The sequence below is a fragment of the Sphingomonas sanguinis NBRC 13937 genome (assembly GCF_001591005.1).
Classification (GTDB): Bacteria; Pseudomonadota; Alphaproteobacteria; order Sphingomonadales; family Sphingomonadaceae; genus Sphingomonas; species Sphingomonas sanguinis.
On the sequence record NZ_BCTY01000009.1, the window covers coordinates 54,856 to 69,935 of the forward strand.

The window sequence follows — 15,080 nt, forward strand, 5'->3', positions numbered from 1 at the left end:
AACCGACCTTTGGTTCGATGGTGGCGGGGGTGATGGCGTGACATCGTCCTCCCGGCTCGCGACCATGGTCGACCGGATCATCGCCTATGGCCGGGCCAAGCGCGGCTATCTGGCGGTCGGCGCGGTCGTGCTGCTGGTCGCACTGGGGCTGTCGGCGCTGCATCACCTGACGCGTTCGGTCCGGCTGTCCGATGTGCGCGGCGCCTTTTACGCCATCGATCCGCGCCAGATCATCCTGTCGGTCGGCTTCACCATCGCCAGTTATATCGCGCTGACCTTCTACGACGTGATCGCGCTGCGCGTGATCGGCAAGCCGTTGCGCTGGCGGACGGCGGCGACCGCCTCGTTCACCAGCTATACGCTCAGCCATAATCTGGGCCTGGCGCTGCTGACCGGTGGGTCGGCGCGTTACCGGGTCTATGCCACCGCCGGGCTGGACGGGCCGGACATCGCACGGGTCATCGCTATTGCCAGCGCGACCTTCTGGTTCGGGGTGTTCACCGTCACCGGGCTGGGCCTGTTGTTCCATGAGGGACCGATCACGGTCGAGACGCTGGTGCTGGGCCAAACCATGGTCCGCTGGTTGGGCGGCGCGGTGGTCGCGGGCGCGCTGGGGCTGATCCTGCTCTGCGCCTTGCGCCCCGGCCAGCGGATTGGCTGGCGGGCGTGGAGCGTGCCGCTGCCCACGCCCGCCCAGGCCCTGGCGCAGGTCGGCATCGCCTCGCTCGACCTGGGGTGCGCGAGCGCGGCGCTGTTCGTCCTGTTGCCGGGCGCGTCGATCGACCTGCTGCCCGCCTTCCTGCTCGCCTATGCGCTGGCGATCATCGTCGCTCTGGTCAGTCATGTGCCCGGCGGCATCGGCGTGTTCGAGGCCGTCGTGCTGGCGACCGTGCCGGTCGACCGCACCGAGTTGTTCGCCGCGCTGATCGCCTATCGCGTGCTCTACTACCTCGCGCCGCTGGCGTTAGGGATCGCGCTGCTGGCCTGGGACGAGGCGCGGCGGCGGCCGATCAAGGCGTTGCGCGATGTCCGCCGCGTGCTGCTGGGCATCGCGCCGACGCTGCTAAGTGCCGCCTGTTTCGGCGGTGGCGCGATCCTGCTGCTGTCGGGATCGCTGCCCGCCATTCCGCAGCGCGTGCACCAGCTCGTCCATATCGTGCCGCTGCCCTTTATCGAGGCATCGCATTTCGCCGCCAGCCTGGTCGGCACCGGCCTGCTGCTGCTGGCACCGGGCCTTTACCGGCGGCTCGATGGGGCGAGCCTGGCGGCGCGCGCGCTGCTGGTCGCGGGGGCGATCTTTTCGCTGGCCAAGGGTATCGATTATGAGGAAGCGGCGGTCTGCCTGACCATCGCGCTCCTTCTCCAGATGAGCCGCCGCGCCTTTTACCGGCGGACGTCGCTGGTCGCGCGGCCGCTGTCGCCCGCCTGGCTGTTCAGCGTGGCGGTGGTGATCGTCGGCACCGCCTGGATCGGCTTTTTCGCGTACAAGCATGTCGATTACCGGGAGTCGCTATGGTGGCGGTTCGCGCTGTCGGACGATCCCTCGCGCTTCCTGCGCGCTGGTTTGGGCGTCGCGGTGATGCTGGCAGGGGCGGGGCTGTGGCGGCTGTTTCTCGCCGCCCCGCCGGGCGAGGCGGACCACCCCGCGATGGAGCAGGTGCGCGCCGTGGTCGACCAGGCCGAGCGGACCGATGCCGCGCTGGCGCTGCTGGGCGACAAGCGTTTCCTGTTTTCGCCTGAGGGCGACGCTTTCGTGATGTACCAGGTGCGCGGCACCAGCTGGATCGCGATGGGCGATCCGGTCGGCCCGCGCGCGGCCTGGGCCGACCTGTTGTGGCAGCTGCGCACCATGGCGGACGCCGCGCAGGGGCGGCTGCTCCTCTATCAGATCACGCCCGAAGCGCTGGAGATCGCCATCGAGATGGGGCTTCAGATCATCAAATATGGCGAGGAAGCGCTGATCGACCTGCCCGGTTTCGCGCTGGAGGGTGGACGGATGCGCGGGTTGCGCCAGACGCTCAACCGCTTTCGCACGCGCGAGAATGCCAGCTTCGCCATCGTGCCCGCCGCCGAGGTGCCCGCCATCCTGCACGAGCTGAAGTCGGTGTCCGACGACTGGCTGCTGGAAAAGGGACATGGCGAAAAGGGGTTCAGCCTGGGCCGGTTCGACCCGGCCTATCTGGCGCTGACCGACTGCGCAGTGGTGCGGGTGGGGGGGCGGATCGTCGCCTTCGCTAATCTCTGGAAGGCGGGCGAGAAGCGCGAGCTGTCGGTCGACCTGATGCGTCATGTCGAGGACGCGCCCGGCGGGGTGATGGATTATCTGTTCGTGGAACTGATGCTGTGGGGGCAGGCGGAGGGCTATGGCCGCTTCGCGCTGGGCCTGGCGCCGCTATCGGGTGTCGGCGGGCGGCGCATGGCCCCGACCTGGGCGAAGGTTGCCGCGCTCGTCTTCCGGCATGGCGAGCGCTTCTACGGATTCCGGGGGTTGCGGGCCTATAAGGAGAAGTTCCAGCCCGAATGGGCACCGCGCTATATCGCGGGTCCGCGCGGGCTGGGGTTGGTCAAGGCGCTACGCGACCTGAACGCGCTGATCGCCGATGGGGGTGAAGCGAATTGATCCTTCCCGGCACGGGGAGGGGGACAGCCGCGTAGCGGTGGTGGAGGGGGCTTTCCGCTGGGTGTGGCCTTTGAGGAAGCCCCCCTCCGTCAGGGCTGCGCCCTGCCACCTCCCCCTGCCGGGGAGGATTTTAAGCCTTGAACAGCGACGGGGCCTTTTCGACCCGTGTCGTGCCGGTCGCGTCGGTCACCGCATAGGTGAAGCCCGGCAACAGACAGAACGCCCCGACCCGCCCGGCCGTATCCATAGCCAGGAAGCCGACCTGCACCCCCTTGATCGCATCGCCGCGCAGAGAGGCGATATGCTTGGCGGCTTCCTCGCACGCCGCCTGCGGGCTTAGCCCATGGCGCATCGAGGCGACGACGCGCGCGGTGCCGACGGTGCGGGTGACTTCCTCGCCCAGCCCGGTCGAGGTCGCACCGCCTACGCCGCGCTCGACATAGAGACCCGACCCGACCTGCGGCGAGTCCCCGACGCGCCCGCGCATCTTGAACGCCATGCCCGAGGTCGTGCAGGCGCCCGCCATCCGCCCGCTCGCATCGCGCGCCAGCATCCCGATCGTGTCATGGTCGAGCGCACCGCCGGGCGTACCGGGACGCCCCGCGCCATAGGTGCCGGTCTCGCTATTGGCGACAGGCTTGTAGTTTTGCGTCTTCAGCCAGTCGCGCCAGGCTTTTTCCGCCTCCGGGGTCAGCAGGTTGACGCGCGGGAAGCCCCGGTCGCGGGCAAAGCGGGTCGCGCCTTCGCCGACCAGGAAGGTGTGGGGCGTATGCTCCATCACCGCGCGCGCGACCGAGATGGCGTGGACCGTGTCCTCCAGCGCAGCGACCGCGCCGACGCCGCCCGCATCGTCCATGATGACCGCGTCCAGCGTCACATGCCCGTCGCGATCGGGATAGCCGCCATAGCCGACCGAATGGTTGTTGGGATCGGCCTCCGGCACCATCACGCCCGCCTCGACCATATCGATCAGCGATCCGCCGCTGCGCCCCTTGGCGAAGGCGGCGTCATTGGCCGGCGCCCCGAAGTCCCAGGTGGACACGATCATCGCATTGGACCCGCCACCCATAGCCGTTTTGGCGAGTGCGCGCACGGGTGCGGCAAGCCCCGCTCCGACCCCTGCGAGCGAGGCGATCCCGCCGAGAAAAGCACGCCGTTCGTCCTGCATTGTCTGCTCCATCCCCTCGCGGGCCATTCAGCCTGCACCTGCGGCCGATACTGCGGGGGGAAAGCGAAAGCTGCAAGGGCAGAGGCGACCGATATGGAACCACTTGCTCGAATCGAGAAGGGCTGTCGGCACGGGCACCGATGTAGAGGGCGAGGCACCGTGTCAAAACATTGCTAACAACCAACTTAAAGCATTGAAATCGTTTTTATTTGTGTCTTTCGGGTGACAGTGGCGCTCGAATGTAAGGATGGGTGATGCATAGGTATGCATTAGGTATTGACGTGCTACGTCAAACACATTGTCCTTTTCCCGTACCCGGCGGCCCATCGGCCGGGATGAAGGGGAGACCTCATGAAAATCCAGCACTCCGCATCATGGTTGGCGCTGTCCGCCGCCTCGCTGATGCTCGTCGCACCCGCTGCCGCGCAGCAGGTCGGATCGACCGCCCAGGACGGCACCACCCAGGACGATAACGACAGCTCGATCAGCGCCGACGCCGCCCAGACCCGCGCCGCCGCGATCAGCGGTACGCCTCAGGCAACCAGCGGCGGCGAGGTCATCGTCACCGGCACGCGCATCACCCGTCCCAACCTCGCCTCCGCCGCGCCGATCACCTCGGTCACGCGCCAGGACATCCAGGCGCAGGCCCCGCTCAATGTCGAAGAGGTGCTGAACCGCCTGCCGCAGGTCGCGCCCGACGCCCAGTCCAACTATGCCGATTCCGACGGTCGTCAGCGGATCAAGCTGCGCAATCTGGGCTTCGAGCGTACGCTGGTGCTGGTCGATGGCAAGCGCCTGGGCACCCAGAATGGGCAGGACACCGGTATTATCCCGGCCAGCCTGCTGGAGCGCGTCGATGTGCTGTCGGGCGGTGCTTCCTCGGTCTATGGTTCGGACGCGATCTCGGGCGTCGTCAACTTCATCCTGCGCAAGGATTTCGACGGCATCCGCGTCGATGCGAACTACAATTTCTACAACCACCTGAACAAGGACACGCTGGTCACGCCGATCGCCAATGCGGCGGGCTTTCCGTCGGCGCGCGGGCTGACCAATGACGGCGGCCGGGCCGACTTGACGGTAACGGCGGGCAAGAAGCTGCTCGACGACCGGCTGAACGTCTCGGGCTTCTTCAACTATCGTCAGGCCGACCTCGTCCAGAACGGCGCGCGCTCCTATGCGGCGTGCCCGGTGGCGCAGCTGACCAAGGACTCGGCGCTGTCCTGTTCGCCGCTGTCCACCTATTCGCGAAGCGGCTTCGTCTCGCCGGTATCGGGACCCAATGCCAATGCGCAATATGTCAACAATCCCGACGGTTCGCGGACCTTCGTCCCCTGGGGCCCCGGTGCGGGCAATGCCGCCAATCCCTATGACGATGTGTCGTTCCAGCGCGCCAATGAGCGCTACACGGCGGGCGGTTTCGTCAACTTCAAGATCGCACCCGAGGTCGAGATCTATGGTGATGGAATCTGGTTCCGCGACACCTCCGAGAACCCGACGCCGCGCCGCGTCTATGCCTATTCGGTGCAGGGCACGACGCCCTATCAGGTGAATTGCGACAATCCTTTCCTGTCCGGTGGTCAGGCGGGTGCGCTGGGCTGTGCGCCGGGAAGCAACGGCTATGTGCCGCTCGACGTGCGGTATCGCTTCGACGGACAGCCCGCCCAGGCCGACCGCTTCGTCAACATGGGCTTCCGCGCCAGCGGCGGCGTGCGTGGCAATATCGGCGATGCCTGGTCCTATGACGTGGGCGGGGTCTATGCCCGCAACCAGCAGGACTGGTATCTTGGCCCGACGTCGCAGAACGACCGGGTGAACCGCGCGCTGGACGTCGTGTCGGTCAATGGCACGCCGACCTGCCGTTCGGTGGTCAACGGCACCGATCCGTCCTGCATCCCCTTCGATGCGTTCCGCGCGGGCTCGGGCAGCAACGCGCTGACCAACTATCTGTTCTCCAGCGGGGCGACCGGCCAGCGGCGGACGATCACTCAGCTGTTCGACGCGATCGCGGTGGTGAACGGCGACCTGACGAAGTACGGCATCAAGAGCCCCTGGGCCGATGAAGGTCTGGCCGTGTCGCTGGGCACCGAGTATCGCAAGGACCGGCTGATCTCGACCGCCGATGCGGGCTTCGTCGACCAGTTCGGCGACCAGGACGCGCGGCTGAGCCAGGACGTCTGGGAATCCAACATCGAGGTTCAGGCGCCGCTGATCCAGAACAAGCCGTTCGCGCATCTGCTGCAGACCAATGGCGGCTTCCGCGTGTCGAAGTACAGCTCCAACCCGAAGAGCTTCTCGACCTGGAAGGTCGAGGGCCTGTACGCGCCGGTTGCCGACATCACCTTCCGCGCCTCGTACAACAAGGCACAGCGCGCGCCGACGGTGATCGAGATTCGGCAGGCGACGCAGATCAATTATGGCCGCAACGCGACGCTGACCGATTTCTGCGCGCCCGTCTCGCGCACGCTGCCCGACGGCACCGTGACGACCACGCCGCTGGGCTCGCGCGAATTGTGCAGCAAGACGGGGCTGGCGGACAATCTGTACGGCAGCGCCTCGCTGCTCTGTCCGACCGAGGGGTGCACGACGCGTTCCGGCGGCTTCACGGCCGACCCGGAAACCGCTTATACCCTGACCTATGGTCTGGTGGTGAAGCCCAGCTTCATTCCGGGGCTGGTCTTCTCGGCCGACCGCTATCAGATTCGTCTGGTCAACTCGCTCGGCTATAACGGTGCGGACTATTATCTGCAGGGCTGTCTGGCGTCGAACGGCGATCCGTTCTTCTGCAACGGCATCGTGCGCGATCCGACCACCGGCTCGATCGCCAATGCGCCCGCCGGCAATCCGTCGAGCGGTTTCGTGCGGCAGGGAACGACCAACTATTACCGGTCGCTCGCCTATGGCTGGGACTTCCAGGGTCAGTATTCGCTGGACCTGAAGAATGCTGGTCGGATCGACTGGGGCTTCAACGGATCGCTGTCGACGCTGGCCGGTGGGCAGGATTCGCCGCTCCGTCGGCAGTATAACTGCTCGGGCTATTTCTCGAACGGCATTTCCTGCGGCCAGCTGATCCCCAAGTGGATGCACACCCTGCGCACCACCTGGACGACGGCGGACCGGGTGTTCAACGTGTCGTTTAACTGGCGCTATACCGGCTCGCTGACCACGGCGAACAATTCGGGCAACCCGGACATCGGCGGCACGCCGGAGCGGTTCCAGAACACGTTCGCGCGTATCTCGCCGCAGAGCTATTTCGACCTGGCGCTTAGCTGGAACATCGCGCGGAAATTCGCTTTCCGGATCATCGCGAACAACGTGTTCGACAAGTCTCCGCCGATCGTCCCCAACTCCTATCAGGTCGCGCTGTCGCGCTCCAACACCGCGCCGCAGCGTTACGACGCGCTGGGTCGCCAGATCGCGATCGGGACCACGATCAACTTCTAACCTTCCCCCCGGCGAGAGGCTTCGGCCTTTCGCCCATCCCCGAACTGAAAAGGCCGGTCGTCCTGCGGGACAACCGGCCTTCTTTTTTCGTATCCCGATCCGGTCGGGAGTGACTTATTCCACGAAGTCTTCCACCTCACGCCGCTGACCGCGCATGAAGGCGTCGGCGACATGGCGCAGGGGAGCGATGTCGACGTCCGAGCGTCCGCCTTGCACCAGTTCGGCAAAGCGCGCGTACAGGCCCGGATATTCGCCGTGCAGCCCTTCTTCCCGATGCGGGGTCGAGCCGTCGGGCAGGGTCAGCACGGCGCCGCCCTCGGCCAGCTTCAGCGTGCCGTCGGTCGTCTCGACGACGATGTCCCAGCTCTGATGGCCTTCCTGCCGCCAGTCGAGGTCGAGCGTGACGGGCGTGCCGTCGGTCGTGCGGAACGCCACGTCGGCGGCGATCGGCGCGTCGCGATTGGCGGGGAAGTCCAGCGTCGCACGCTCGATGAAGAAGGGCTGCGGCATGATGTGCGTCGCGATCGACAGCGCGTTGATGCCGGGATCGAACACGCCGAAGCCGCCGGCTTCCCAAATCCAGGCCTGGCCCGGATGCCATTGGCGCACATCTTCGCGCCAAGTGATGGCGGCAGAGGTGACCTTGCGGGTCGACAGCCATTTGCGCGCAGGCTCGACGCCCAGTGCGTAACGCGAGTGCCAGCTGGCGAACAGGGTGACGTTGGCCTTGGCCGCCAGCTCCTCCAGCACCGCGACTTCGGCCAGCGTCGCGCCCGGCGGCTTTTCGAGGAAGACGTGCCAGTTGTTCGCCAGCGCGGCGGCGGCGATGGCGTGGCGGACCTGGGGCGGGGTGCACAGCGCCACCGCATCGACCGTCACATCGCTTTTGGCGAGTTCGTCGATGTCGTGGAAGTGCGGCACGCCCTCGACCCCGTTGGCCGAGCGGCTGACGGTCGCGACCAGCTGAAAGGCCGGGTTGCCTGCGATGGCGGGGACATGCTGGTCATGGGCGATCTTGCCCATGCCGACCAGCGCGAGGTGGATCGTGTCGGTCATCGGTATCAGCGTGCCTTTTCGACATAAGCGCGCGCCGACACGGCGACATCCGCCGCCGGCTTGCCCGCGCGATAAAGGTTGGAACCCAGACCGAACCCGTCCGCGCCGTGGGCACGCCATTCGGCCATATTCTCGGGCGTGATGCCGCCGACCGCCAACACCGCGACCTCGCGCGGCAGGACGGCGCGCTGCGCCTTGAGGAAGGTGGGCGAGGCGCCCTCGGCCGGAAACAGCTTCAGGCCATGCGCACCGGCCTTCAAGGCGGCGAAGGCCTCGGACGGGGTGAAATAGCCGGGCAGGGAGATCAGTCCCTGCGCCACGCTGTGCGCGATGACCTCGACATCGGTGTTGGGCGAGACGATCAGGGTTCCGCCCGCCACCTTCACCCGGTCGACCTGTTCGGTGGTCAGGACGGTGCCCGCACCCACGATCGCCCGGTCGCCGACATGCGCCGCGATCGCCGCGATGCTGTCATAGGGATCGGGGGAGTTGAGCGGCACCTCGATCAGGGTGAAGCCCGCCTCGACCAGCGCGTCGGCGACGGGGATCGCTTCGGCGGGCGTCAGGCCGCGCAGGATGGCGACCAGCGGGCAGGCGGCAAACGCCTTGGCAAAGTTTTGGGCGGGGTCGGTCATGACAAATGCTCCCGAATGGCGTGAAGTCCGGCAAGGAAACCGGCATGGCTGTCGAGCGCGACGACGGTGCCGCCGCGTGCCTCGATCCCGATAGTATAGAGGTCGGCGAGCAGCCCGCTGGACAAGAGATGGACCGTCTGCCCCGCCATGTCCGGCACCGCACCGATATCGTTGCCGATCAGCAGGCCGCTGGCGTAGGAGGCCGCGTCGTCGGCGGCGATCCGGCCGAGCAGGACCGAAGCACGCACCCCGAACAGCGCCGCCGTCAGGTCGCAGGCGCCCGCCCCGCGTGATAGGCCGTCGCGAAAGGCCGGGCCGTTCGCGACCGGGCCGTCGAGCATCCCGGCCAGGATGCCATGTCCCTTGACCAGCGCGAACAGCTCGCCGGTCATGGTGGTGGCGAAATCGGCAATCCGGCCGCCCGTGACGCGCACCCATTTGTTGTGGGTGCCGGGCTGCGCGAACAAGGCGTCGGCAGGCGCGAGCCCGGCGGCGACCGCACCCAATACCTGAACCTCTTCGCCGCGCATCACATCGGCGCGCGTGTCGGTCAGCAGCGAGACGCCGGGGACGATGGTGACGTCCAACTGGGGAATCCGCGTCGCGGCCCCGGCCAGCGTCGGAAGATCGGCGGGGGCGGGAACATAAGCGGCCTCTCGCCAGCCGCGCGTCGACCCGACCATGCCCGCCGCGATGATCGGCAGGGCGCCGAAGCGCACGCGGATCGCGGCGATCTCGTTGGGATAGTCGCCGGGGGCCATGGCCAGCACCCCGCGATCGTCGCGCACCGTGTCGAGCACGGCGCCACCCGCCGTCAGGACATAGATTCGCCGATTGGTCGTGCCCCAGTCGATCGCGATATAAGCGGGCGTCACGTCTGATGACACGGCAGGCACGGCCTCTCCTTGGTATTTTGTGAAGGGATTTGTAGGACAATAAAATCGGCCGCGCAAGCAGTCGGAGGCAAGGAATTTCGCCAGCAAAAGCGATGTACGACCGCGTTACGGGCGGCTCCGGGGGATGACGCGAGAACCCGGACGGACTACATCTCGCATCATGTATCAGTTCGACATCGCCGCCGGATCGAAGGCGGAGCTTTACCGGGACCTCCACGCCGCGCTCGACGCACTGACTGCGGGCGAGGACGATGCCGTCGCCAACATGGCCAATGCTGCCGCGCTGATCGGGCAATATCTGCCCGATCTCAACTGGTCGGGCTTCTATCGCATGGTTGCGGGGGAATTGGTGCTCGGGCCCTTCCAAGGCAAGGCGGCGTGCATCCGCATTCCGGTCGGCAAGGGCGTGTGCGGCGCGGCCGTGGCCGAGGCGAAGACGCAGCGTGTGGCCGATGTTCATGCCTTTCCCGGCCATATCGCCTGCGATGCGGCCAGCCGGTCGGAACTGGTGGTGCCGATCGTGCATGATGGCGTGGTGATCGGTGTCCTGGACCTCGATAGCCCCGAGCCGGGCCGGTTTGACGAGGAGGATCAGACGGGGTGCGAGGCGTTGATGACGCTGCTCGCTCCGCGTCTTGCCAGCATGGTGGGCTGAGCGGAGGCGGATTGACCCGTCTGACCCGATTCGGGACGGGTCCCGCCGCTATCGGCAGGTTGGGCGCGCTGGTATCAAACCTTGTTGCGGTTGAGGCGTTTGGGGGAACGCCATCGAACGGATACAGGGGATATTGATACGCCATGCGGCCCTTTTCGCACCTTACCGCCCTTACCATCGCGATGCCCCTGGCCTTGACGCTGAACGCTCCAGCGATGGCACAGGCGGGCGCACGATATCCTCGGCCCAATTTCGACGCGCCGTCCCCACCGCCGGCCCAGCCCGCCGTCACGACGACCAGCACGGTGGGAACGCCAACCATGCGCGGTCCGCGCTGGGGCAGCCGAGTCGGCGGGCGCTGGTGGGGCGGCGCGAATGCGCCGGGTGGCTGGCGCGCGTATCGGCGTCCGGTGCGCGGCATGGTCATGCCGTCCTATTGGAACGACCCTCGCTTCGGTGTGGAGGATTGGGCGGTCTACACCCTGCCGCAGCCGCCGGTCGGCTATCACTGGTCGCGTTACTATGACGATGCCGTGCTGATCGATCCGCGTGGGTCGGTATATGACAGCGTCTATGGGGTCGACTGGGACGGCACGGGCCAGCCTGGCTATGCGGGCTCCGGCTATCCGCCGCCGGTCCGGCGCGATGATGGCCTCGGCGGTGCCGCGATCGGTGCGGTGGCGGGCGGTGTCGCGGGCAATCTGATCGCGGGGCGTGGCAACCGGCTGGGCGGTACGCTGATCGGTGCAGGCGTCGGGGCGGCGGCAGGCTATGCGATCGACCGGGCCGAGGATCGGCGGCGAGGCGTGGCGCCCGGCTATGACGATTATGGGCGCTCTGGTTATGGCGGGGATGACGGCTATCGCGGTGATTATCCGCCGCCCCCGCCGCCCGCCATGGGGCGGCGCATCGTGACCCGCGATGGCACGACCGTAACCACCACGACCACGGTCGGCACCCTGGCCTCCGGACGGCCGGGATATTATGATGGTGGATATTATTATCCTGCTCCCACCGTTACTACAATTGTGGTACAGGGTGCCCCGGTTACCACGACAACGACGACCACCACGACCGAGATCGTGCGCGCAGCCCCGCGCCGGGCATCAGTGCGCAGCAAGCTGGTTCGTCGCTAAAGCGTTCCCCCAGGGGGGGGATATCGCCCCGAGAGACGCCGGGTCGATAATTGGGATGCCGCTCCGTTCCACTCCCTCGGGGCGGCATCCTTTCACTTCCGCCATTGATCGCGAGTCAGCGGCCGCCAAAGGTGACCAGGCTCTCCGCTCCGTCGGCCGCGATGGCGGACACGCCCACGAAATGATCGTCAACCGGCACCTGGATCAGCAGGGCCTTGGTTTCGGTCACGTCCTTCGACTGGGTCCAGTCAGCGACATCATCGCGCCGCCAGTGGATGCGGTAGCGGACCGCGCCCGGCACCGGTGCCCATTCCACCTGCGTGTCGCGCGACAGCGCGCCGCTGATCGTCACCTTCTCGGGCGCGGGCGGCGCGGCGGCCAGCCGGGCCAGCGTCGCGATATTGATCGCGGTGACCTTGGCCAGATAGGGGAAGTCCATCTTGTCGATGGTGTCGCCATACGCGACATTTCCTTCCTTGCGCAGATCCTGGTGCTGCGCATCCCAATCCTCGTTGGCGACCGAGAAGCGGATGGCGGGATAGCCGAGCTTCAGGAAGGGCTCGTGATCGCCGCCGCGCCCGAACCGGTCGGGGCGGCGGTCGAGAAACACGTCCAGGCCGCCCAGCTTGTCGGCCACGCCGTCGATCGCCTTGGCCAGCGCGCGGCTGGGGCCGTCATCCTCGCCGCCATTCCCGCGCCGCTGAAGCTGTTGGGGCAGGTCTTCGGAGGCGCGGATGCCCTCGGAAAAGACGCGGACCCAGCGTGCCTCGCGCACGCCGCCCTGGCCGACGGTATTGCCGACGATATCGTTGTTCAGCATCGCCGAGACGCGCCAGCCCCGCGCCTTGGCGGTGTCGGCGAGCAGAGTGGAGCCCCACAGCCCCTGTTCCTCGCCCGAGAAGACGGCATAGACGATGGTCGCATCGAATTGCCGCTTGGACAGCTGGCGCGCCGCCTCCAGCACCAGTGCCACGCCCGAAGCATCGTCATTGGCACCCGGCGCGTCGGATGTTGCATCCATGACGTCGGTCACACGGCTGTCGATATGCGCGCCGACGATGACGACGCGGTTCGGGTCGCGCCCGCGCTGGATGCCCAGCACATCCTCGACCATCACCCCGTTCGGCGCGCGCGGGCCGGTGAAGCGGCGGTTGATCCGCTCGACACTGATGCAGCCGTTACAGCCCTGGCCGATTGTCTCAAACTGTCTGGCGGTCCAGTCGCGCGCCGCGCCGATGCCGCGCTTGGGATCGGTGGAGGAGGAGGCGGTGTGGCGCGTGCCGAAGCCGACCAGTGCTTCGACATCGGCCTTCAGCCGGGCGGGGGAGGGAGCGGCGACAGGTGTCGCGGCGGCGGCGAGCAGAAGCGGGAGGATCATTGCGCCAGACTGGCCGAGTGGGAATGCGCAGGCAAGTGCCGGATTTCGTGGGCGAACTGGTTCTGCCTGCCGCGTCCGGGCCTGCGTGGTGCCAATCATCGTAGAATGCCGCTAACTGATTGATCTAGATAGAATTATGGACCGTCCCAGGCCCGTTCACGTTGGCTGTTCATGCACAATAGCGATGAGGTAAGTCCTATGAACGCCAAATCCGTCAGCCTGGGCCTTGGCCTGTTCTCGCTCGCCTTGGGGGCCGCCGAGCTGCTCGCCTCCCGCCGCATTGCCGAGCGCCTGTCGGTGCCGGGCGGGGCAGGGGCCGTCAAAGCTTACGGCGTGCGCGAGATCGTCGCCGGGGTCGGGCTGGTCCAGGCGCCTGCCCATTCGGCGCGGGCGTGGAACCGGGTGATGGGCGATCTGCTCGACCTGGGGACGCTGGCGGTTTCTGCGCGTCGCTCGCCGCGTGAGAAGGCGGTCTGGGGTGCGATCGGCTTCGTGGTTTTCGCCACCGCGCTCGACGTGCTGACCGCGCAGGCGCTGGATCGCACAACGGGCAAGACGATGCCCGTTGGGGCCTGACGCTCAACCGCCCCGGACCGGAAGGTTCGGGGCGGTCTTCTCTTCCTCCCCTGCAAGGGGAGGAGTGTTCTGGCCTACGCCACCGGCTTCTCGCCAATCTGTTCGGCCTGGGCGCTGCTGTCGGGACGGGCGGGGCCGAGCACCGGCTCTTCGCCCATTGGTTCGTTGCGGAACACGGTAAACTCGCCCCGGCCGTCGACACTCGGCCCCTGGGTCCAGCGGCCTTCGGGATAAGTGCCGTCGACCGAGGTGACGAAGAAGTCGTAATTGTGATCCTGACTTTCCTTCGCTTGCGGGAAGGAGTTGGGGATGGGTAGCGACGCCTGTTCGCCCAGTTCCTCGATCACGGCCAGCCATTGCTCCTGGTGCATGGTGTCGCGCGCGATCATGAAGTGAAGCATGTCCTTCATGCCCTGATCATGCGCGGCATTGTAGAGGCGGGTCGCCAGCACGCGGCCGGTGCTTTCGGCGGCGACGTTGCAATACATGTCGGCGGCGATGTTCCCGCTGGCATAGATATGGCTCATGTTGAACGGCACGCCGTCCGAGTCCACCGGTTGCGCGGCGAGGCCGGTCGACAGGATATGCTTGTGCAGCGCGCCTTCGATCGCGTGGCGGGCATTGCCGCCGCCCATGACCGCGCCGACGATGCCGTCCGCCGCGCCCTCTTCCTGAAGCGAGGCGGGCGCCTTGTCGAGATTGAGCGCGACGGCGGTCGCTAGCATCTCGATATGCCCGATTTCCTCGGTGGCGGTGTGGAGCAGCATGTCGCGATATTTCGGCGTGGGCGCGCGATTGCCCCAGGCCTGGAAGAAATACTGCATGCAGACGCGGATCTCGCCTTCCACGCCGCCGATCGCCTGTTGCAGCATACGCGCGAACAGGGGGTCGGGGCTCTCACAACGCACGGGATATTGCAGGCGTTTGTCGTGATAATACATGATCGGCCTCGCTTGGTCGCTGGGGAGGAAATCAGTGGCTGGCGGTCTCGCCGGCCGCGCGGCGTTCGAGATAACGGCGGGTCAGCGCGGCGTTGTTCTCATCGACCCAGGCCGCCATCGACAGTTCTTCGTTCAGCGACTGGGTGAGCAGTGGCACGGCGCTGCCGAAGCCGCCGACATCGGCGATAGTGATCAGCGATTTGTAACTGGCCGCCTCGAAATTCTCGAAGGCGAAGTTGGCGAAGCTGTTCTTCAGGATTTCGTCGGGTGCGAAGATGTGGCCCAGCGCCGCCATATTGCCCGAGAAGCTCAGCGCCGCGTCCTTGAGGATCGATCGGCTTTCATTGAAGCCGTCCAATATGTCCTCCAGCCGAACGATTTGCTGCTCCGTCTCGCCGCGGTGCATCCGCAAGTGGTCGGCGACATCCGGATAGTTGGACAGGTGATCGAGTTGCCGGTCGATCAGCGCCAGCGCCTGGTGCTCGACGGCATGGGCGTTCTTCAGCCCGGCGACGATCACTGCCGCGACGACGTCATTGGGTAGGGGTGCCATGGATCATCGCTCCTTCGCGTTGAGG

Annotated in this window: 12 protein-coding genes; 5 read left to right on the top strand and 7 right to left on the bottom strand. The window is 66.7% G+C overall.

What is annotated here, in order from left to right:
* The first annotated feature begins 64 nt into the window (after positions 1 to 64).
* Positions 65 to 2,620, top strand: coding sequence for a bifunctional lysylphosphatidylglycerol flippase/synthetase MprF (mprF, locus tag SSA01S_RS06605; RefSeq protein ID WP_061779724.1), 2,556 nt, complete (start codon positions 65 to 67; stop codon positions 2,618 to 2,620).
* A 130-nt stretch (positions 2,621 to 2,750) separates the two neighbouring features.
* On the opposite strand, the gene SSA01S_RS06610 is transcribed toward mprF, so the two are convergent.
* Positions 2,751 to 3,788, bottom strand: coding sequence for a glycosylasparaginase (locus SSA01S_RS06610; RefSeq protein WP_061779754.1), 1,038 nt, complete (start codon positions 3,786 to 3,788; stop codon positions 2,751 to 2,753).
* Between the two features lie 351 nt (positions 3,789 to 4,139).
* Here SSA01S_RS06610 and SSA01S_RS06615 point away from each other — a divergent pair, with 351 nt between their 5' ends.
* A complete protein-coding gene (locus SSA01S_RS06615) occupies positions 4,140 to 7,229 on the top strand; it encodes a TonB-dependent receptor plug domain-containing protein (RefSeq protein ID WP_061779725.1) in 3,090 nt (1,029 codons plus the stop codon).
* A gap of 114 nt (positions 7,230 to 7,343) precedes the next feature.
* On the opposite strand, the gene SSA01S_RS06620 is transcribed toward SSA01S_RS06615, so the two are convergent.
* Genes SSA01S_RS06620 through SSA01S_RS06630 form a run of 3 tightly spaced genes read right to left on the bottom strand, consistent with a single transcriptional unit; the run spans position 7,344 to position 9,807 of the window.
* Positions 7,344 to 8,285: a Gfo/Idh/MocA family protein gene (locus SSA01S_RS06620; RefSeq protein WP_061779726.1), complete on the bottom strand. Its 942-nt coding sequence runs from the start codon at positions 8,283 to 8,285 to the stop codon at positions 7,344 to 7,346.
* A gap of 5 nt (positions 8,286 to 8,290) precedes the next feature.
* Entirely contained in the window at positions 8,291 to 8,920 is a 630-nt protein-coding gene (locus SSA01S_RS06625; RefSeq protein ID WP_061779727.1) for a 2-dehydro-3-deoxy-6-phosphogalactonate aldolase, read from the bottom strand.
* Positions 8,917 to 9,807 (bottom strand): 2-dehydro-3-deoxygalactonokinase, encoded by an 891-nt coding sequence (locus SSA01S_RS06630; RefSeq protein WP_061779728.1) that lies wholly within the window; start codon positions 9,805 to 9,807, stop codon positions 8,917 to 8,919. The genes SSA01S_RS06625 and SSA01S_RS06630 overlap by 4 nt, the downstream gene beginning before the upstream one ends.
* Before the next feature lie 169 nt (positions 9,808 to 9,976).
* Here SSA01S_RS06630 and msrC point away from each other — a divergent pair, with 169 nt between their 5' ends.
* Entirely contained in the window at positions 9,977 to 10,471 is a 495-nt protein-coding gene (gene msrC, locus SSA01S_RS06635) for a free L-methionine (R)-S-oxide reductase MsrC (protein WP_061779729.1), read from the top strand.
* 182 nt (positions 10,472 to 10,653) lie between these two features.
* Positions 10,654 to 11,607, top strand: a complete 954-nt coding sequence (locus tag SSA01S_RS06640; protein WP_240954938.1) for an RcnB family protein — start codon at positions 10,654 to 10,656, stop codon at positions 11,605 to 11,607.
* Between the two features lie 115 nt (positions 11,608 to 11,722).
* Here SSA01S_RS06640 and SSA01S_RS06645 read toward each other — a convergent pair whose 3' ends face one another.
* Complete coding sequence (locus SSA01S_RS06645; protein ID WP_061779731.1) at positions 11,723 to 12,985, bottom strand: M20/M25/M40 family metallo-hydrolase; 1,263 nt, start codon at positions 12,983 to 12,985, stop codon at positions 11,723 to 11,725.
* 198 nt (positions 12,986 to 13,183) lie between these two features.
* Between SSA01S_RS06645 and SSA01S_RS06650 the strand changes: the two genes are divergently transcribed.
* Positions 13,184 to 13,561, top strand: a complete 378-nt coding sequence (locus SSA01S_RS06650) for a hypothetical protein (RefSeq protein ID WP_061779732.1) — start codon at positions 13,184 to 13,186, stop codon at positions 13,559 to 13,561.
* A 74-nt stretch (positions 13,562 to 13,635) separates the two neighbouring features.
* On the opposite strand, the gene SSA01S_RS06655 is transcribed toward SSA01S_RS06650, so the two are convergent.
* Positions 13,636 to 14,502, bottom strand: coding sequence for a manganese catalase family protein (locus SSA01S_RS06655; protein WP_061779733.1), 867 nt, complete (start codon positions 14,500 to 14,502; stop codon positions 13,636 to 13,638).
* 31 nt (positions 14,503 to 14,533) lie between these two features.
* Complete coding sequence (locus tag SSA01S_RS06660) at positions 14,534 to 15,055, bottom strand: ferritin-like domain-containing protein (RefSeq protein ID WP_061779734.1); 522 nt, start codon at positions 15,053 to 15,055, stop codon at positions 14,534 to 14,536.
* Positions 15,056 to 15,080 lie beyond the last annotated feature (25 nt).

Coding starts and splice junctions, on each gene's coding strand:
- mprF (WP_061779724.1), top strand. CDS start 65: ATGGTCGACCGGATCATCGCCTATGGCCGGGCCAAGCGCGGCTATCTG.
- SSA01S_RS06610 (WP_061779754.1), bottom strand. CDS start 3,788: ATGCAGGACGAACGGCGTGCTTTTCTCGGCGGGATCGCCTCGCTCGCA.
- SSA01S_RS06615 (WP_061779725.1), top strand. CDS start 4,140: ATGAAAATCCAGCACTCCGCATCATGGTTGGCGCTGTCCGCCGCCTCG.
- SSA01S_RS06620 (WP_061779726.1), bottom strand. CDS start 8,285: ATGACCGACACGATCCACCTCGCGCTGGTCGGCATGGGCAAGATCGCC.
- SSA01S_RS06625 (WP_061779727.1), bottom strand. CDS start 8,920: ATGACCGACCCCGCCCAAAACTTTGCCAAGGCGTTTGCCGCCTGCCCG.
- msrC (WP_061779729.1), top strand. CDS start 9,977: ATGTATCAGTTCGACATCGCCGCCGGATCGAAGGCGGAGCTTTACCGG.
- SSA01S_RS06640 (WP_240954938.1), top strand. CDS start 10,654: ATGCCCCTGGCCTTGACGCTGAACGCTCCAGCGATGGCACAGGCGGGC.
- SSA01S_RS06645 (WP_061779731.1), bottom strand. CDS start 12,985: ATGATCCTCCCGCTTCTGCTCGCCGCCGCCGCGACACCTGTCGCCGCT.
- SSA01S_RS06650 (WP_061779732.1), top strand. CDS start 13,184: ATGAACGCCAAATCCGTCAGCCTGGGCCTTGGCCTGTTCTCGCTCGCC.
- SSA01S_RS06655 (WP_061779733.1), bottom strand. CDS start 14,502: ATGTATTATCACGACAAACGCCTGCAATATCCCGTGCGTTGTGAGAGC.
- SSA01S_RS06660 (WP_061779734.1), bottom strand. CDS start 15,055: ATGGCACCCCTACCCAATGACGTCGTCGCGGCAGTGATCGTCGCCGGG.